General features: G+C 26.7%; 23 protein-coding genes. 20 read left to right on the top strand and 3 right to left on the bottom strand.

The features are described 5' to 3' along the window. The first annotated feature begins 13 nt into the window (after positions 1-13). The 17 genes from ACPB8Q_RS05885 to ACPB8Q_RS05805 all read left to right on the top strand — a co-directional run bounded on the left by ACPB8Q_RS05885 (position 14) and on the right by ACPB8Q_RS05805 (position 14037). On the top strand, positions 14-1726 hold the full coding sequence (locus ACPB8Q_RS05885) for a DNA-directed DNA polymerase II small subunit (protein WP_423793417.1): 1713 nt from the start codon (positions 14-16) through the stop codon (positions 1724-1726). A 73-nt stretch (positions 1727-1799) separates the two neighbouring features. After that, positions 1800-2093, top strand: coding sequence for a chorismate mutase (locus ACPB8Q_RS05880; protein ID WP_423792254.1), 294 nt, complete (start codon positions 1800-1802; stop codon positions 2091-2093). Then, positions 2081-2272: a 30S ribosomal protein S17e gene (locus ACPB8Q_RS05875; protein WP_423792253.1), complete on the top strand. Its 192-nt coding sequence runs from the start codon at positions 2081-2083 to the stop codon at positions 2270-2272. The genes ACPB8Q_RS05880 and ACPB8Q_RS05875 overlap by 13 nt, the downstream gene beginning before the upstream one ends. Before the next feature lie 8 nt (positions 2273-2280). Then, positions 2281-3153 (top strand): 4-hydroxy-tetrahydrodipicolinate synthase family protein, encoded by an 873-nt coding sequence (dapA, locus tag ACPB8Q_RS05870; RefSeq protein ID WP_423792252.1) that lies wholly within the window; start codon positions 2281-2283, stop codon positions 3151-3153. Between the two features lie 3 nt (positions 3154-3156). Then, positions 3157-3387 carry an Asp-tRNA(Asn) amidotransferase subunit GatC gene (gene gatC / locus ACPB8Q_RS05865; RefSeq protein WP_423792251.1) on the top strand — a complete coding sequence of 77 codons (231 nt, stop codon included), beginning with the start codon at positions 3157-3159 and terminating at the stop codon, positions 3385-3387. A gap of 191 nt (positions 3388-3578) precedes the next feature. After that, the gene (gene cyaB / locus ACPB8Q_RS05860) at positions 3579-4115 is read left to right on the top strand and encodes a class IV adenylate cyclase (RefSeq protein WP_423792250.1); all 537 of its coding nucleotides are present in this window, start codon (positions 3579-3581) and stop codon (positions 4113-4115) included. A gap of 203 nt (positions 4116-4318) precedes the next feature. Next, a complete protein-coding gene (gene rplJ / locus ACPB8Q_RS05855; protein ID WP_423792249.1) occupies positions 4319-4843 on the top strand; it encodes a 50S ribosomal protein L16 in 525 nt (174 codons plus the stop codon). A 215-nt stretch (positions 4844-5058) separates the two neighbouring features. Continuing rightward, positions 5059-5565: a TIGR00288 family NYN domain-containing protein gene (locus tag ACPB8Q_RS05850; protein ID WP_423792248.1), complete on the top strand. Its 507-nt coding sequence runs from the start codon at positions 5059-5061 to the stop codon at positions 5563-5565. Further along, positions 5558-6727 carry an NAD(P)/FAD-dependent oxidoreductase gene (locus ACPB8Q_RS05845; protein ID WP_423792247.1) on the top strand — a complete coding sequence of 390 codons (1170 nt, stop codon included), beginning with the start codon at positions 5558-5560 and terminating at the stop codon, positions 6725-6727. Before ACPB8Q_RS05850 ends, ACPB8Q_RS05845 begins: the two co-directional genes overlap by 8 nt. A 4-nt stretch (positions 6728-6731) precedes the next feature. Next, a complete protein-coding gene (locus ACPB8Q_RS05840; protein WP_423792246.1) occupies positions 6732-7976 on the top strand; it encodes a TldD/PmbA family protein in 1245 nt (414 codons plus the stop codon). Next, the gene (gene mobA / locus ACPB8Q_RS05835) at positions 7970-8542 is read left to right on the top strand and encodes a molybdenum cofactor guanylyltransferase (protein ID WP_423793416.1); all 573 of its coding nucleotides are present in this window, start codon (positions 7970-7972) and stop codon (positions 8540-8542) included. The genes ACPB8Q_RS05840 and mobA overlap by 7 nt, the downstream gene beginning before the upstream one ends. A gap of 5 nt (positions 8543-8547) precedes the next feature. Beyond that, positions 8548-9714 (top strand): RNA ligase, encoded by a 1167-nt coding sequence (locus tag ACPB8Q_RS05830; protein WP_423792245.1) that lies wholly within the window; start codon positions 8548-8550, stop codon positions 9712-9714. Positions 9715-9750: 36 nt separating this feature from the next. Next, positions 9751-11073: an HD domain-containing protein gene (locus ACPB8Q_RS05825; RefSeq protein WP_423792244.1), complete on the top strand. Its 1323-nt coding sequence runs from the start codon at positions 9751-9753 to the stop codon at positions 11071-11073. Between the two features lie 8 nt (positions 11074-11081). Further along, the gene (locus tag ACPB8Q_RS05820) at positions 11082-13118 is read left to right on the top strand and encodes a hypothetical protein (protein ID WP_423792243.1); all 2037 of its coding nucleotides are present in this window, start codon (positions 11082-11084) and stop codon (positions 13116-13118) included. 27 nt (positions 13119-13145) lie between these two features. Next, positions 13146-13535: a toprim domain-containing protein gene (locus tag ACPB8Q_RS05815; protein WP_423792242.1), complete on the top strand. Its 390-nt coding sequence runs from the start codon at positions 13146-13148 to the stop codon at positions 13533-13535. Positions 13536-13560: 25 nt separating this feature from the next. Continuing rightward, positions 13561-13845 (top strand): metal-sulfur cluster assembly factor, encoded by a 285-nt coding sequence (locus tag ACPB8Q_RS05810; protein WP_423792241.1) that lies wholly within the window; start codon positions 13561-13563, stop codon positions 13843-13845. Positions 13846-13896: 51 nt separating this feature from the next. Next, a complete protein-coding gene (locus ACPB8Q_RS05805) occupies positions 13897-14037 on the top strand; it encodes a nucleotide-binding protein (protein ID WP_423792240.1) in 141 nt (46 codons plus the stop codon). On the opposite strand, the gene ACPB8Q_RS05800 is transcribed toward ACPB8Q_RS05805, so the two are convergent. Both ACPB8Q_RS05800 and ACPB8Q_RS05795 read right to left on the bottom strand, forming a co-directional pair. Further along, a complete protein-coding gene (locus tag ACPB8Q_RS05800; RefSeq protein ID WP_423792239.1) occupies positions 14034-14339 on the bottom strand; it encodes a hypothetical protein in 306 nt (101 codons plus the stop codon). The two genes, ACPB8Q_RS05805 and ACPB8Q_RS05800, sit on opposite strands and share 4 nt — an antisense overlap. A gap of 2 nt (positions 14340-14341) precedes the next feature. After that, positions 14342-15112: a thiazole biosynthesis protein gene (locus tag ACPB8Q_RS05795; RefSeq protein WP_423792238.1), complete on the bottom strand. Its 771-nt coding sequence runs from the start codon at positions 15110-15112 to the stop codon at positions 14342-14344. A gap of 209 nt (positions 15113-15321) precedes the next feature. Between ACPB8Q_RS05795 and ACPB8Q_RS05790 the strand changes: the two genes are divergently transcribed. The 3 genes from ACPB8Q_RS05790 to pyrE are packed head-to-tail and all read left to right on the top strand — an operon-like array spanning position 15322 to position 17889. Next, positions 15322-16629: a formylmethanofuran dehydrogenase subunit B gene (locus ACPB8Q_RS05790; protein WP_423792237.1), complete on the top strand. Its 1308-nt coding sequence runs from the start codon at positions 15322-15324 to the stop codon at positions 16627-16629. 56 nt (positions 16630-16685) lie between these two features. After that, positions 16686-17384 (top strand): molybdopterin-guanine dinucleotide biosynthesis protein B, encoded by a 699-nt coding sequence (gene mobB, locus ACPB8Q_RS05785; protein WP_423792236.1) that lies wholly within the window; start codon positions 16686-16688, stop codon positions 17382-17384. Continuing rightward, entirely contained in the window at positions 17368-17889 is a 522-nt protein-coding gene (gene pyrE / locus ACPB8Q_RS05780) for an orotate phosphoribosyltransferase (protein ID WP_423792235.1), read from the top strand. Before mobB ends, pyrE begins: the two co-directional genes overlap by 17 nt. Here pyrE and ACPB8Q_RS05775 read toward each other — a convergent pair. After that, on the bottom strand, positions 17881-19308 hold the full coding sequence (locus tag ACPB8Q_RS05775) for a DUF530 family protein (protein ID WP_423792234.1): 1428 nt from the start codon (positions 19306-19308) through the stop codon (positions 17881-17883). The two genes, pyrE and ACPB8Q_RS05775, sit on opposite strands and share 9 nt — an antisense overlap. Positions 19309-19355 lie beyond the last annotated feature (47 nt).

Below are 19355 nucleotides of genomic sequence, written 5' to 3'. Positions count from 1 at the left end.
TACTTTTTTGATGATTGCTATGATAGAGAGATTTTTAGAGTTAGAGGTTTTATTATCCCCAGAGGTTTATGAATTTTTAAAGAATTACAATAAGATAGTGGATTTAATAAACAAAATTAAAGAATTTAAAAAATATAACAAAAGATTTATACTCTTAGACAAGAAGTTTTTAGATATTTTTTTAACTGAAAGTTTAGAGGACATCATAGAGAATTATAAAGATTTTGACTTTATCAAATACTATACAGGAGAAGAAGATAAAAAAGAAGAAAAAATAGAGAAAGAGAAAAAAATTAATGAAGAAGAAATAATAAAAAAGATTGAAGAGCTAAATAAAGTAGATAAAGATAAGAAAATAGAGGATAAGAACAAGTACTTAGAAGATAGAAAAAGAAGATTTTCATATATCTCAAAAATTAAGGAAAGTGTAAATAGCAGAATAAACTGGATAGCAAAAGATATAGAAGAAAAAATAGAGATTTATGAAGATTCTGATGTAACAGGGAAATCAACATGTACAGGGACAATTGAGGATTTTATTGAATATTTTAAAGATAGATATGAAAGATTAAAAAAATTTATTATTAAAAAAGCAAATAGAAAACCAATTGACTTAGATAAAATAAACAAATATAAGGGCTATGATGATATTTTTGTTGTTGGCATTGTTTCAGAGGTTAGTTATACAAAAACAGGACATTTAAGAGTTAAAATAGAAGATACTAAAGATGAAGCTACTCTTTTAATTCCAAAAGAAAAAATAGACAATAAAGATATTCCTGATGATATCTTATTAGATGAGGTTATAGGAGCTATTGGAAAGGTATCTAACAATAATATGATTATTGTTGATAAAATAATTAGACCTTCTATTACTCCAAAACCACCAAAAAAGATTAATGAACAAATATATATGATGTTTTTATCAGATATCCACATTGGAAGTAAAGAATTTTTACATAGAGAATTTGAAAAACTCATAAAACTATTAAATGGAGATGTAAATGACTGTTTAGAGGAAAAAGTTGTTAGTAGATTGAAGTATATCTGTATTGCAGGAGATTTAGTTGATGGAGTTGGAGTATATCCTGGACAAGAGGAAGATTTATATGAGATAGATATTCTATCTCAGTATGAAGAGATAGCATTATATTTAGAACAAATTCCAGAGCATATATCTATTATCATATCTCCTGGAAACCACGATGCTGTTAGACCTGCTGAACCTCAACCAAGATTACCAGATGATATAATAAAGTTGTTCAACAGAGACAATATGTATTTTGTAGGAAATCCTTGCTGTTTAAATATACATGGTTTTGACACATTACTGTATCATGGTAGGAGTTTTGATGACTTAGTCAGTCAAATAAAAACAGCAAGTTATGAAAATCCTGCAACAATTATGAGAGAACTAATTAAAAGAAGATTATTATGTCCTACTTATGGTGGTAGATGCCCAATAGCTCCAGAACATAAAGATTATTTAGTTATTGATAGAGATATTGATATTTTACATACTGGGCATATTCATATAAATGGATATGATATTTATAGAGGAGTAGTATTAGTTAATAGTGGAACTTTCCAAGAACAGACAGATTTCCAGAAGAGGATGGGAATTTCTCCAACTCCTGCAATTGTTCCAATAATTGATTTATCAAAAGTTGGTGATATAGGCCATTATTTAGAGTGGGATAGGGGTATTTTAGAGGTTAGATATTAATTTTTTATACTATTTACTACTATCTTTATTTAAACTATTATTTAATGCAAAACCAAAATAATCCCTGATATCTATGAAAGAGCTTGAAAGTATAAGAAAAAAGATTGATGAGATAGATGAAAACATTATAAAACTTATTGCAGAAAGAAATAAGTTGGCTAAGGATATAGCTAATATTAAATATAAGTTAGGACTAAATATTAACGACCCATTGAGGGAAAAATATAAATACGAAAGTATAAAAAAACTTTGTAAGCTCTATAATGTAGATGAAAACATAGCCATTCAAATATTTAAGATATTAATTGAACATAACAAACAACTTCAAGAAAAACATATAAAAAAGGTGGAAAAATGGGAAGAGTGAGACAACTCTTTATAAAAAGGACAGCATTGGAGTTAATAAAGAAGTATAAAGATTACTTTACCACAGATTTTGAAGAAAATAAAAAAAGAGTTGAAGACGTAGCTGAGATATCTACAAAAAGATTAAGAAACAGAATAGCGGGATATATTACTCATAAAATGAAACAGATGCAAAGGTGAATTTATTTATGTTTTCTGGTGTATATCCTGCTATTATTACTCCTTTTAAAAATTACAACATTGATTTTGATGGACTAAAAAAGAATATTGAGTTTTTAATTGAGAATGATGTTGATGGAATAGTAGTTGTAGGAACATCTGGGGAAAGTCCTACACTTACACATGATGAACATAAAGAAGTAATAAAAAAAGCTGTTGAGTTTGTTGATGGGAGAATAAAAGTTATAGCTGGAACTGGCTCTAACAACACACAAGAAGCTATAGAACTTTCTAAATTTGCTGAGGATGTTGGAGTAGATGCTATTTTATCAGTTGTTCCATATTACAATAAACCTACTCAAGAAGGTTTAAAAAAACATTTTGGAACAATAGCTGAAAGTGTAGATTTGCCAATAATAATATACAACATCCCAACAAGATGCATAGTGAATATGAGTGTAGAAACAGCTAAATATTTAAGTAATGAGTATAGTAATATTGTAGCTGTAAAAGAAGCTAATCCAAATCTCTCACAAGTTTCTGAGTTAATTTTAGAGACTGATTTAGAGGTTTTATCTGGAAATGATGAGCTAACACTACCTATTTTAGCATTAGGTGGTAAAGGAGTTGTTAGTGTTATAGCAAACATCTTACCAAAAGAGATGAAAGAGCTTGTATATTCAGCTTTAAATAACAACTTTGAAAAGGCAAGAGAGATACATTATAAGTTGTATCCTCTAATGAAAGCTTTATTTATAGAAACAAATCCAATTCCTATAAAAACTGCAATGAACCTTTTAGGGTTTCCTGCTGGTGAATTAAGAAGTCCTCTTACAGAAATGAAAGAAGAAAACAAGGAAATATTAAAAAAAGCTCTTAAAGATGTAGGATTGTTGGGATAATTTATGGAGAAAGAAAAGATAATTAAGGAAGCTGAAGAGATTATAAACAAGTTTAGTGAAATACTTGAAAAATTTGATTTAGAAGGTGAAGAAAGTTACTATATAATTGATAAAAAGAATGTTTTAAGAGAAGATGAACCTAAAATAGATAAAGAGTTTAGAGAAAAGTTTCTAAAACTCTCTAAGTCAGAAAATGGCTATATAAAAGTTGAAAGAGCACACTGGTTAAAGTAAAAAAGTTTAAATATCTTTTATATTTATTTAAAACAAAAAAACTTTAAAGAGGGTGGGAACATAAAAAGAAGTTCAAGAAGATGGAAGAAAAAGGGTAGAATGAGATGGAAATGGTATAAGAAAAGATTAAGAAGATTGAAAAGAGAAAGAAGAAAAGCAAGAAGCTAATTTTTTATTTTTTTTGTGAGATTATGTTTGAGATTGAAGTTAAAGCAAAGATAGATAATAAAGAAGAAATCATAAAAAAATTAAAATCTTTAAATTTTTCTTTTGTTAAGAAAGAGTATCAAGAGGATATATATTTTAATGGCATAGATAGAGATTTTAAAGAAACTGATGAAGCTTTAAGAATAAGAGATGTATGTGGAAATTATTATTTAACATACAAAGGCCCTAAATTAGATAAGATATCTAAATCAAGAGAAGAGATAGAAGTTAGAATAGAAGATAAAGAAAAGATGAAAAACATATTAAAAAAACTTGGATTTAAAGAAGTTAGAGTTATAAAAAAATGCAGAGAAATATATAAGAAAGATAATAATATAACTGTTTGTATTGATGATGTTGAAGGTTTAGGGACATTTATAGAGTTAGAAAAAGAAGCTGAAGAATATAATAAAAATGATGTGCAGGAGTTGTTAAACTTGTTAGAGCTTTTAAATATTAGTAAGGAGAATATAATAACTAAGTCATATTTAGAGATGATGGAGTATGAAAAAGAAAAATAAAAAGTTAAATTTAACTAAAAGACAAATAATTGCTATAATTATTGCAGTTATCATGCTCCTTTCAGTTGTGCCAGTATTTTTAATAGGCCTTTAAAAATTTGAATTCATTATCTAATAATAAATTATATAAACTAAAACAAATTATTTTTATTAACTCATTAAAATAAAGCATTGAATAATATAAATATTATTTAGGTGAAAACATGGCTTCTTTAAGACCAAACAGATGTTATAGAGATGTAGATAAACCACCATACACAAGAAAAGAGTATATAAAAGGAGTTCCACAACCAAAAGTTGTCCATTACATTATGGGTAATTTATCTGCTGACTTTCCAGTTCAAGTAGATTTAGTATCTACAAAAGATATTCAAATAAGACACAATGCATTAGAAGCTGCAAGAGTTGCTGCAAACAAGTATATTGCAAAAATGTGCGGTAGAATGGGATATAAATTCCAAATTAGAGTATATCCACACCAAGTATTAAGAGAGCACAAAATGGCTACAGGAGCTGGGGCAGATAGGATTTCTGATGGTATGAGGTTGGCTTTTGGTAAGCCAATAGGAACAGCTGCAAGAGTTAAAGAAGGACAAGCTGTTTTAACAATCTGGGTAAATCCAGATAAGTATGAAGCTGCAAAAGAGGCTTTAAGAAGAGCTGCTATGAAATTACCAATGCCATGTAAAATAGTTATTTCAAAAGGTAGAGAACTCTTAAAAATCTAAAAATTTTATTATTCTTTTTTATGCGTCAATGATGATAGTTACCCCCACTGATTTGATGAGGAAATCGGCACTAACTGAGACGCTATTTTATTTAGTGTTAATTACTGTTTTATATTAGATTGTTACAATAAATTAAAGATTAGGATTTTTGTAATGTTGTTTATATTTATGCTCTTATATTCTTACATATTCCAATGTTTATTTTGGTGAGATACATGTGGAAAAAATTGGAAAGTTTAACTCATAAAATTTATGAAAAAGCTAAAAGGAAGAGAGGTAATGCAAAAATTGCTTTATTAATAGATGGCCCAAATATGTTAAGAAAAGAGTTTAATATAAATTTAGATAAAATAAGAGAAATTTTAGAGGAATATGGAGACATAGTTATTGGAAGGGTTTATTTAAATCAGTATGCATCTGATAAATTGATAGAGGCAGTTATAAATCAGGGATTTGAGCCAAGGATATCTGCTGGGGATGTGGATGTAGAGATGGCTGTTGATGCTACTGAGTTAGTTTTTAATCCAAGTATTGATACTATTGTTTATGTTACAAGAGATGCAGATTTTCTTCCAGCAATAAGAAAAGCAAAAGAAAAGGGAAAAAGAATAATTATTATAGGAGCAGAGCCAGGTTTTTCAACAGCTTTACAAAAAATTGCTGACATAGTTATCAAAATAAATGAAGATTTTAAAATGGAGAAAGAGGATAAGCATGAGTAGAGTAGCTATTGTTGGAGCTGGTCCAGCAGGAAGATTACTCTCTTTAATATTAGCTAAAAATAATTTTGAAGTTGATTTATATGAAAAAGATAAGTTAGGAGGGACATGTTTAAATTATGGATGCACATACTTCACAGGTTTGAGGGAGATAGCAAATAATTTAATAAATCTCTCAATAATAAAAAATAAAAAAATACATTTGGAAGAGATAGTTAGTTTTAAAGAACTTCAAAATAAAATTAAAGATGTTTTGGATAGAATTAGAAACAAGTTAGAGAAAGAAACCAAAGAGGCAGGAGTTAATATCATTTATAAAGAATTTAAAAATGATTATAAAGATGATTATGATTATATAGTTTATGCTACTGGTAAAATTTACACAAAAGAATTTGAAAATAGAACACTTTTAAATCATACTGATATTCCAAATTTAAAAGAACTACCTGAGAAGTTGTTAGTTATAGGTGGTGGAACTGTTGGGTTGGAGATAGCACCAGTATTTTCTGACTTTGGTTCAGATGTTACCTTATATTCAAGAAGTGAAATATTAAAGGATATCAAGGATGAAGATATAAAGAACTATATCAAAAAAAATTTAATTGATTTTGAAATAACTTACAGTAAAGATAGATTAAAAGAATTATTAGATAATGATGATTATTTAAAAATCTTAGCAATTGGTGGAAAATCAACATATAAAACTGATGAATTCTTAAGAATTAATAATAAAGAATTTGCTTGTGGAGATTGTAGAATTAACTCCTTTGGAAATACACCTGCTGCAAGGATTGATGCTCTAACTGTTGCAGAAAATATAATTAGATTAACAAAAAATAAACCTTTGAAAAAATTAGAATATAGTTTAATACCAAAAAACATAAGATTAAGGCTAAATATTAGTTATGTAGGAAAGCAAACAAATAAATATAAATTAGTTAAGAGCTCTGTTGGAATGAACAACTTTTTTAGAGTTTTAGATAATATAGGGATAAATAAGATATACTATGAAAATAATAAAGTTGTTGGAGCTCTTACTATGATTCCTGCCTATGAAGTAGTTCCTTATTTTGCTCAGTATATAAAAGGAATAAATATCTATGAGAATTTTATTGAAACACATCCATCAACAGACATATTTTATAAAATATTCAAATATATGTGATAAGATGTTAGAAAAGATTATGAAAATTGGAGAAAGAGAAGGTTTTGATGTTGAAGTTTATTATGTTGAAGGAGAGAGTTCAAGTATTGAGTTGGATGGAAAAAGTGTAGATACCTCTGAGTATTATAAAAGTTATGGTATTGGTGTGAGAGTTTTAAAAGATAATAAGGTTGGTTTTGCATATTCAAATAAATTAGATGAATCAATAGTGTATAAAGCTATGAAAAACTTAGTTTATGATGAGTATGTATCTTTTTCTTATCCTGATAAATATAAAAATCCTAAAATTTTTAGTAAAGATGTAGAAAATTTGGATGAAACTGATTTAATGGAATATTTAATAGAGATGAGAGATTTAGCTATTGAAAAAGGTGCAGAAGTATTAAGTGGTAGTGTAGATAAGGAGATAGGATATTTTAGATTAATAAACTCTAATGGAGTAGATGTTGAAGAAACATCTACATCTTTCTCAGCAGGAATATCTATAATGTTGGATAACGAACCTTCTCATGAATATAAAACATCTATAAAACTATTTGATACAAAACAGCTAACAGAAAAAGCTTTAAAATTGGCTGAATTATCAAAAAATGGGGTAAAGATAAAATATAAAGGAAATATAGTATTATCTCCAAGAGCTCTGAGGTCTTTGTTAGGATATACATTAATTCCAGCTTTTTCAGCTGAGAATGTCCAAAGGAATAGAAGTTATTTAAAAGGAAAATTGGGAGAGGAAATATTTAACAACAGTATAACAATAGTTGATGATGGAACTATTGACTATGGTTTAGCTTCTGGAAAAGTTGATGGAGAAGGAACAAAAACACAGAGAACTGTTTTAGTAGAGAATGGAATTTTAAAGAATTATTTATATGATATAAAGAGAGCAAATAAAGAAGGTAAAGAATCTACTGGAAATGGTTTAAGAAGTTATTCCTCTATTCCACATGTTGGAACAACAAATATAATAATTGAAAGTAGTAAATACTCCTTAAATGATTTTGATGAATATATCTATATAAATAATGTTATTGGAGCACATACATCAAATCCAATAACTGGAGATTTTTCAGTTGAGATACAAAACTCCTACTTATATAAAAATGGAGAAATTACTCCAATAAAGAAGGGATTATTTGGAGGAAATATTTTTGAGTTGTTTAAAGAAGCTATTCCTTTAAATGATATAGAGCAGAGAGGCAAGTTAATAGCTCCATCTATACTATTCAATGGTGAGATAATATCATAGCAGGCATTGTATTAGCTGGGGGGAAAGGAAGAAGAATTGGAGGAAAAAAACCTTTAAGAAAATTTAAAAATAAATATTTAATTGAGTATCCTATAACTACTCTTAAAGAGCTAAATATTCCTTTTGTTGTAGTTGTTAGAGAAGATTTAAACCTAAATGATATTGTTAAAAAATATAAATTATCTTTATCTTTTGATTTAATAAATGATTTAGGTCCATTAATGGGGATATATTGTGGAATGCTATCAATAAATGCAGAATGGTATTTAGTTTTGCCATGTGATAGTCCCTTAATATCCAAAAAAGATGTAGATATACTAATATCAAAAATAAAAGAAGCTAAAAACAACTTATGCATTATCCCAAAACATAAAAATGGTTTTATTGAGCCACTATTTGCATTATACAAAAGAGAATCATTAATTTATTTAAGAAAGATAATTTTAGAAAAAGATAATTTATCTATTAGATATTTTATAAAGCATCTAAATCCTATGTATATCAATTCTGAGCTATTTGATAAGAAGGCATTCTATAATATAAATACTATTGAAGATTTAAGGTGAGTTGAATGATTAGTACATACAACTTAGAAGATATAGCAAATAAACTAAATATTTCTTTAAAAGATTTAAATAAAGCATTTAAAAAAGGAATCCTAAGGGAGTATGAATATAAAGATATAAAATTACTAACTTTTAAAAAAGAATTTAAACATTTAGAAAAGGGAACAGTTATTTTCTTAAATGAGAATTTAGATGTTGTTAGAGGTTATCCCAAAACATATAGAGCAATAACACTTTATCCAACTATAAAAAACCATTTTGTAGATAAGGTAGCAATTGAAGAAAAACTTAATGGATACAATATTAGAGTTGTTAAAGTTAATGATAAGTATGTTGCATTGACAAGAAGTGGTTATATTTGTCCTTTTACAACTAAAAAAATAAATAAATATTTAGATTTGAATATTTTAGATGATTATCCAAACTATATGTTATGTGGAGAAATGATAGGGAAGAATAATCCATATACTCCATTTTATTATGAAGAGGTTGAGAAAGAATATGAAAATTTAGGATTTTATATATTTGACATAAAAGAGAAAGAAACAAACAACTCTCTACCAGTAAAAGAGAGATTAAGTTTATTGGAAAAGTATAATTTACCTCACACAAAACCAATAAAAATTGTTGATAAAGATATAGCTCATGAAGAGATTAAAAATATAATTTTAGAATTAGATAAAAAAGGTAGGGAAGGGGTAGTAATAAAAGATTTAGATATGACTGTTCCTCCACTAAAATACACAACTCATTTTATTCATTGTAAAGATTTAGAAGAGGCATTTACTTTCTTTTTTGATTTAGGTGTTGATTTTATATTTAGTAGAGTTGTTAGAGAGGGATTTATGGCTTATGAATTTAATGATGAAGATTTAGATAAGAGAGCTTATGATATTGGGAAGAGTATAATATTCCCAATGGTTGAAAGTATTAAAAAAGTTGCAAATAATGAAAGAGTAACAGAAGATATAGAGCTAATTTTTGATAGTGAGGAAGATTTAGATGAATATTTGGAGTTTATGAGAAAGATGAGAATGGTTATAAAAATTAAAAAGATTGAGAGAATAAATACATCAGAGGGAGAAAAATTAAAAGTCCTAATAGGAAAAGTTTATAACAAAACTAATGACAAAATTTTAGCATATCTTAATGGAACTGTTTGGAGTGAATAAAAAATAAAATTTTTTTATTTATTATTGTGGATGAATATGAAAGTTATAAGAGATAGCATTCATAAAGATATTTATATTGAAGATGAAATACTTAAAATTATAGATAGTGAAGAATTCCAAAGGTTAAGAAATATAAAACAGTTAGGTTTAGCTAATCTTGTTTATCCTTCTGCAAATCATACAAGATTTGAGCATTCTTTAGGTACAATGTTTATTTCTCAAAAAATAGCTGAAAAAATTGATGATATTGATATAGAGTTGGTTAAGATAAGTGCTCTTTTACATGATATTGGACATCCTCCATTTTCACATACCTTAGAAATTTTAAATTACAATCATGAAAAGGTTGGTAAAAAAATTATAAAAAAAATGGATTTAGGAGTTTTTAGCAATAAAGAGATTTTAGATGTATTAAGTGGAAAAAGATTAGAAAGTGAAATAATCTCTGGGGATGTAGATGCTGATAGAATGGATTATTTATTAAGAGATAGTTATCATACTGGGACAGCTTATGGACTCATAGATTTACCAAGAATAATAAGAAGTTTAAAAACTTTTGAATACTTTGGTAAGGTTAAGATAGGTGTAATTAAAAAAGGAATTCAAGCTATTGAGTCCTTATTAGTAGCAAGACATCAAATGTATTCAGCTGTTTATATGCACAAAACTGTCAGAATTGTAAATACAATGCTGAAGAGGGCTGTTATAGAAGAAATTAAAAATAATAATTTAAATATTGAAGAGTTAAAATATATGGATGATATTGATTTAGTTTCAAGATTAAGGAGTTGTGAAAACTATTTAATGAATTTTATTGATAGGAGAGAATTGTATAAAAAAGTTTTAGAGTTCTCTTACAATGAATTAACTCCAAAGCAAAGATGGATACTTGTAAATATTGATGAGAAGGAGATATTAAAGTTAGAGGAAAAGTTAAAGAATATTTTTGGATATGACATATTTATAGATATATATCCACTTCCTAAAATTGAAGAACATAATATATACATACTTTCAGATAATAAAGTTGATAAATTAGACAACATCTCCAAAATAGCAAATAGCTTAAAATTGGCTGAGAGGGATTTATGGAAAGTATGTATGTACTCAAAAAATAGAGATATAAATATAAAAGAAATAAAAAATTTAATATTTAAGGAATTAGATAAAAATTATTCAAGTGAAGTATTAAGAATAATTAATGAATTCAAAATTATTGAAGGAAAAGGTAGATTTTTAGAATTAGCAAAAGATTCTGGATTAACAACAAAAGAATTTAATGAAGAGCTATATAAGTTAGTTTTTTGTGGTTTAATTAAAGAAGAATATTCCAAAAATAAATATATTTACAAAATATAGGGATTTTTATGAATGAATATGAATTCTTTAATTTGTTATATTCAGGAAATTACTACAAATTAGCAAAAGAAATAAAAAAGAATAAAAATCTTTCAAAATATTTAGAAACCTTATTTTTATCAGACAATATAGATGATTTTAGAAGAGCTCTAACTTTGTTAAAAAGGTTGGATGATGAAATTGTTTTAAGATATATAAAATATGTTTTAGAAGGACTAAACTATAAAAATAAATTTATATATAGAGAATCATTGGCAACTATTAAAAGATTAACAAAAGAGGAAAATGATGAAAGAGCAATATTGAAATTAACTTCCTATAAATCTGGATATATTGTTTATTATTATTTATTATATGCTAAGCCAGAAAATATATTCTATAAAGCTCTTTTAAAAGATAATGACAGTTTTGATAAAGCTATTAAAAATCTATTGGATGAATATCCAAATCAAATAACAAAAGCTTTATTGAAAAAACTTTATTCTAATGACCTATCTGAAAGAAAATTAGCTATAAACATTATATTAAAATATTTGGATAAATTGGATAAAAATTATCTTAGAGAAAATTTAGATATTTTATTGTTGGGAGATAGCTCTAAATATATGTATAAAAAATTATGTGAATTATTTGAAAAATTAAATATTAATACTGAGTTAGATGAGAAAAAAATAATAGAATTATTAAATAAAGATGAAAAAAGAGCATTAAAAATAATTGAAAGAAAAGAAATTAAAATAACAATTGAATTTTATAAGGAGGGATTTTTAAAAAAATTTTTATATGTTTTTGATGAAAATACTCAATTTGTTGGAGTTAAGTTAATATCCTTATTAGATAATTCAAAATTTAAAATAGATTTGTTATTTAAGTTTTTAACTATTGGAAATGGAAAAGCAAAAACTGCTGCAATAAATGAATTAAAGAAGATTGGGAGGGAAGATAAGAAATTGTTGGACTATATATTAAATAGAGCATATAAACATGCTAAAACTGTAAATCCCACTATAAATATATCTTCATTAAGAATATTAAAAGAATTTTGTAACAAAGATATGCTACCTTTCTTAATAGAAAAGCATAAAAAAACAAGCAAATATATTGATAAATTGGAAGAAGAGAAATTCTTAGGTGGATTTAGACATATGCTATATATTGAAGATGAAATAAAAAAATGTAATACAATTTTAAATCTTATTGAGGAAATAATTGCTAAGATATGCTTAGAAAACAATATTCATTATGAATCTTTAAATATAAAAGAAAAGTTAGGCTATGACTTATATGTAACAATATCTTTAATTGGAGAGAAAAATATTAATTTAATTGATGTAGATAAATTTTTGGATGAATTAAAGAAAAATGGAGAACTTATATACTTCTTAGATAAACTTATAAAAAATCTTGATTATAAATATATAAATAAAGTTCTTAATATAATTGACAATATTAAAATTGAAAATACAGACATATTAAATGCAAGTAAGATAAATATATATGCTATGTTAAATTTAACTGAAAAACTTGGAGAGATTATAGAGTTGGCTAATGGATATTATTCAAATTTAGCATTTGTAAATGCAATTGAAAGATTTTATTCTGAAAATATCTTAAATAATGATGATTTAGAGCTTTTAGTTCCTAAGATGGCTGAGCTATTATCATCCAATAATAGAGACATTAGAAAGAGAATTATAAAGTTCTTCAAAAATTATCAATCTCCAATAATTTTACCAATTTTAATATCTGAACTAAAATTTGGAGAAAAAAATGATATTTTAGAAATTATATATAAAACTTTAGAAAAATATCCTAACTATCTAAGAATGTTAGAAGAATTCTTAAATTCAGATAAAAGAAAATATACATTAGAGATTCTACACTACATAAGTAGAAAAAATCCTGATTTATTAAATGAATTTATATATATATTAGCTATGAAGTTTCCATATTTATCAAATGAAGAGAAAATTTTAACAAAAAAGATATTAAAAAATATTGCAAAAGATGAATACAAAATACTTGAACCAATATTAAAATATTAAAAAAATATTTTTTGGTGTAAAATAAATATGTTGAGAGATGAACTATTTGAAAAACTTTTGGAGGTTATAGAAGAGCTAAAAATTGAAGCTGAGGATAAGCCAATAATTGTGGAAGGTAAAAAAGATGTTGAAAGCTTAGAAAAATTAGGAGTTGAAGGAGAATATATAATAATTGGAAAGCTACCAGTCTATATTATTGCTGATGAACTGATTAAAAGAAGAATTAAGGAAGTTATCTTAATGACAGATTTTGATAGAAGAGGAAAACTTTTAGCTAAAGCTATTGTTGAAGAGTTTAGACATAGAGGTATAAAAGTAAATACCAAAATTAGGAGAGAGATATTTATTTATACTGGTAGTGGTATTAGAGATATAGAAAGTCTCTTCTCTTATGTAAATAAAAGATTAATTTACTAAAATTAGTTATTATTTGGTGAATAATTTGGTTAGTAAGGATGAGGTTATAAATGCTTTAAAAAAAGTAGCTGACCCACACATGGGAATTAGTATTGTAGATATGGGATTAGTTAAGGATGTTGAAGTTGATGAAGAAGGAAATGTATCATTTAAAATTATCCCAACAAATCCAGCCTGTATGAGTATTTTAGGTATGGCAATGCAAGCTAAGGATGTTGTTAAGTCATTAGATGGCGTTAAAAAAGTTGAGGTTAAAGTTGAAGGTCATATGTTGGAAGAGGATATAAACAAAATATTAAATGAACAATAAAAACATTTATTTACAATATAATAATAAAAAAATTTGTTGGGAGGTGAAACTTTGAGATTAAAAGCAGAAAAAATAACTAACAAGTATGGAGATACCTTTTTAAGATGCCCAAGATGTGGAAGATTATTTAAAAATGCTAAAAGCTACACAAAACATGTTAATAAAGCACATAAACATTTATTTAAAAATTAATATCTTAGAATTAGAACTCCATCCTTCTCTTCTATTTTAGGATGTAATTTTAAAAAAGATTTAATTGCAGGTGAAACATTCCAATCAACTCCATAGACAAGATTATCAAAATTATCTAAAAATCTCTTTTTTCCTAAAACTTCTTCACTTTTTCCTTTTAATAGTTTTATAACTATTTTATCTTTATTAAAATATTCAATTCTATAAATTCCTCTTTTAGTTTTAGAATAAAAAATTTTATCCTCATCATAATACTCCTTAGCAATCTCCAACAACTCTCTCCAAACTTTTTTAGGATTCATAATTACTCATTTTTTAATTTTTTAATAATTTTTTCTGCACATAACTTACCAGATATATACATTCCTCCAAAGATAGCTCCCATTCTGTATCCTCCAAAGACAGCATTAGCAGCCATACCACAAACAAATAGATTTGGATAAACTTCTTTTGTATTTTCTAAGAGTTGATTCTCACCTTTTTCAGCCCACATTGAACTTTCTCCTAAAACTTTTAAATCCACATTTTTATTTTTTCTAACTAATGTATTTACAACAGTTGCATCATGTCCAGTAGCATCAACAACTACCTTACTCTCTATTGCTAATGGGTCTATATGTAATCCTGCTTTTTCTATTGCATAACTGTTTATAACTACTCCATTAACCTTATTTTCTCTAACTATTAAGTCCTCTACAACAATTCCTGTCAATATTTTAGCTCCTGCATCAATTGCAGCAACTGCCAACTTAGCTGGAACTTCAACAGAGTCAGCAACATAATATTTACCATGTTTTTTTAATTTAACTCCACACTCTTCTAAAAGATTTTTTGCTTCTTCCTCTACAACTATATAAGGGAATCCCATACCCCCTCCCCAAGTTCCACCGCCAAAAGCTAAATGTCTCTCAAAAACAACAACTTTAAAACCTTCTTTGGCAAGATATCTTGCACAAGTTAATCCAGATGGCCCAGCTCCAACTATAGCTACATCAATCTCAACAATATCATTCCACATATCAAAACTTTCTTTTAATATTGCTTTTGTAATCTCCTTTTCTCTGGCATACATCATATACTAAAACCTCATTACATAATTTTATTCAATTAAAATTATAGTTTAGATTATTTATAGTTATAGCATATTATTTAAGATTCTAATATCATATATTTATGGAGCTAATGCTAAATTATATATAAAAAAATTGAGGATAAATACAATAACATCCAAATAGTTTAGTCCATCACATATATTATAAAATTTAATTATTCAAGGTGGCAAATATGGTTAAAATTGTAAAAAATGTAGTATGTCCATTTTGTGGTTGTCTTTGTGATGACCTAGAGATTTTAGTGGAAAACAATCATATAGTAGGAACAAGAAATGCATGTAGAATAGGAAATGCAAAATTTATGCATTTTGAAGGAGCTGTTAGATATACAGAGCCATTAATGAGAGAAGACAAAAGAGATGATTTTAAAAAAGTTGATTGGGACACTGCAATAGATGAAACAGCAAGAATATTGGCAGAAGCTACAAGACCTCTTTTATATGGTTGGAGTTCTACAGAAACACATGCACAAATTGTTGGAGTAGAGTTAGCTGAGTTATTAGGAGCTGTTATTGACAACACAGCAACTATATGACACGGACCTTCATTATTGGCTGTTCAGGACTCAGGATACCCCGTTGCTACATTAGCTGAGGCTACCCATAGAGCTGATTTAGTTATATATTGGGCATGTAATCCAATTCACGCCCACCCCAGACACATGTCAAGATATCCAGTATTTCCAAGAGGATATTGGAGAGAAAGAGGTAGAAAAGACAGAACATTAGTTGTTGTAGACCCAAGAGAAACAGCAACTACAAGAATTGCAGACATCCATTTAAAAGTTGAACAGCACAAAGATTATGAATTAGTTGCAGCTATGAGAGCTGTATTAAATGGTTTAGAGTTAAATGTTGATAGAGTAGCTGGTGTTCCAGTTGATTTAATCTATGATACTGTTGAATTATGTAAAAATGCTCAATATGGGGCTCTCTTCTTTGGTATGGGTCTAACAATGACAAGAGGTAAGCATAGAAACATAGACAATGCTATTAGATTGGTTATTGACTTAAACAAATATACTAAATTCATTTTAACACCAATGAGAGGACACTACAACGTTAATGGCTTCAACCAAGTTTGTACATGGCTAACAGGATATGCTTATGCTGTTGATTTCTCAAAAGGTTATCCAGTTTATAATCCAGGAGAAACCTCTGCAATAGATTTATTAACAAGAGGATTAGTTGATGCAATGCTAAATATTGCATCTGACCCAGGAGCTCATTTCCCACAAAAAGCTTTAGAACATATTGCAAAAATACCATTGATATGTATAGAACCTCACAAAACACCAACAACTGAATTGGCAAATATTATTTTACCTCCTGCATTAGCAGGAGTAGAGTGTGATGGAACCGCTTATAGAATGGATGGAGTCCCATTAGATTTAAAGAAAGTTATTGACCCACCAGAAGGAGTACTACCAGACAGAGAAATATTAAAAAGAATTAAAAAGAAAGTTAAGGAATATCTTTAAATATTAAATTTTTAATCTTATTCTATTATAATTTTTTATCTTTTTTGGTGAATTAAATGAGAGTTATTGGAATAATTGGATATAAAAACAGTGGAAAAACAACACTAATAGAAAATATATTAAAAAATTCAAATTATAAAATAGGAGTTGTAAAGCATTCTCATGTAGAGGATAAGGGAGATACCCAAAGATTTTTTAATTCAGGGGCAGAAGTAACTATTTTATCAAGCGATGAAAAAACAACAATATTCACAAAACCTAAAAAATTGGAAAATATATTATCTCTTTTACTAAATTACAATTTAGATTTTGTTTTGATAGAAGGATTTAAAGAAGAACTAACAAAACTAAATATTCCAAAAATAGTTATGTTAATAAATAAAGAGGGGAATGAACTTATAGATGACCATACTGTTTATGTAATTGAAGATTACAACTATGATATCAATGAAGTTTTAAAAATTATTGAAGAGAAAGCAATTATTCCAACAATGAACTTAAACTGTGGGCATTGTGGATACAACTGTTATAGATTTGTAAAAGCACTTGCAAAAAATGAAGTTAAATGGAATGACTGTGTATTATCAAATAATATAAGGATTGTGGTTGATGACAAAATTATTCCAACAGTTCCATTTGTATCAAAAATAGTTACAAATACAATTTTAGGATTAATAACATCCTTAAAAGGTGTCAATAATCCAAAAACTATAAAAATAACAATAAAGATGGATAAAAATGGAGAAGAAAGATAAATTAATAGAGTTATTAAAAAAAGTAGAGTGTATTAAATTTGGAGAATTTATATTATCTTCTGGGAAAAAGAGTTCTTACTATGTAGATATAAAGAAAGCAACAACAAATCCAGAGATTTTAAAGTTGATAGGGGAGATAATTAGTGAGGATATAAAAGATAAAGATGTCAAAGTTGTAGGAATTGAGTTGGGCTCTGTTCCTATTGCTACTGCTGTCTCAATACTCTCTCAGAAACCACTTATAATAGTTAGAAAAAAGGCAAAAGATTATGGAACTAAGAGCAAAATTGAAGGAGAACTAAATGAAGGAGATAAAGTTATAGTTGTTGAGGATGTAACAACAACAGGAAATAGTGTAATAAAGGCAATAAATGAAATAAAAGCTGTTGGAGCTAATGTAGAAAAAGTGTATGTAGTTGTGGATAGAGAAGAAGGAGCTTATGAAAACTTAAAAAATTTGGGAATAGAGTTAGTTCCATTAGTTAAAGTCTCTGAATTAAAGTGATTTTAGTAAATTTAAGAACTTTTTAGTTTTTTCTTTCTTAACTTTTCCATATTTTTCAAGTTTTTTAATATCTATATTGTTGTTCTTTAAGAGTTCTTTTACAGGCTCTATTAGAGATATCTTTTTTAATAATTCTTCAATCTCTTCTTTATTAAAATTGTATTTTTCAACAACATCCCAATCATGAACTAAATATAAAGCAACTCCACCAAGATTTTTTAATGGAATGTTATATTTTGGAAGTATATCCTCTAACTTAAACTTAATATCTAAAACTTCTGGAACATTTATATTATCTACTTTCATCCAAGTTAAAACTTCTTTTTCAGGAGTTACAACTATTGAAGGAAACATATAACTCCTTGTTCTTTCATCAGGAGTTTTGTATAAATAGAATTTAAATAAATCCTCTGAAAGCTTTTCTATTATAAAGTTCCTACTTACTTCTTTTGATATCCTATCTTTTATCTCTAAAGCTATTCTCAACTCATCTATTGGTTGTCCTCTATAATATAGACCTTCATTTTCTAAAATTTCTTTAAGTTCCATCTCTTTTAAAATCTTCTCTTCCAAATTTCTAACATCAACAATACCTCCATAAAAATCAACATTATTATTGTATTTTGAAGATATATCTAAATATTTTTTTAGAAGTTCTTTCTGTCTCTTAGTTAATGTTTTATCTAATCTCTCTTCAATTTTTTTATATATGTCATTTTCATAGGCTTTTAAATAAGAGACAGTTAAAGTTTTTCTAACATATTGGTCATCTATTAACTTCTTCTTAATATAGTTCTTTTTGAATGATGTAATAATAACATTTCCATATTTTTCTCTTAAATATTCTTCAAAATTTTTGTCACTAACTTTTTCTTTTTTTAATTCTTTTTTTCCTCCTTTAAATGTTAAAAAAGTTACAGTATAAGAGGAAAAAACCTTTTTATCAGGATTTAGAAGACTTAAAATTTCTTTATATGTGTTTATTAAATTTTTTGGTAATTCAGTAAGCATCTTTTTATAAGCTCCATCTAATGGTAAGTGTGGAACAATATCTTTATTTCCAATATCTTCTACTAAATGCCCTAATGCCAATTTATGTGCTGCTAAACTATACTTTACTCTATCTAAAACTCCTTTTTTTTCTGTTGCTATTCTCCTTATATATGATGAATATTCGGCAATATCTTGCAAATCTATTAAAGTGCCTTTTAATTTACCAACATTTTTATATGGAGCATCAAATTCTAAAAATTCCATCTTATTTTTTAAATCTTGTAAAAAGTTTATATTCTCCATAAGTTCATTAATTAATATATTTAAATCTTCATCTTTAAGATTTCCAATATTTTTTAATTTATCCATTATTTTTATATTGTCTAAAAATTCATTAGCTATTTTTATTAAATTACTGGCATCCATTTTCTACCACAAAATATATATTTTACTTCATTTATAATATAAATATC

This window comes from Methanocaldococcus indicus, from assembly GCF_049554935.1.
Lineage (GTDB): Archaea > AGJL01 > Methanococci > Methanococcales > Methanocaldococcaceae > Methanocaldococcus > Methanocaldococcus indicus.
Note: the sequence above shows the minus strand (reverse complement) of the source record. Positions and strands in the feature narration are given on the sequence as shown.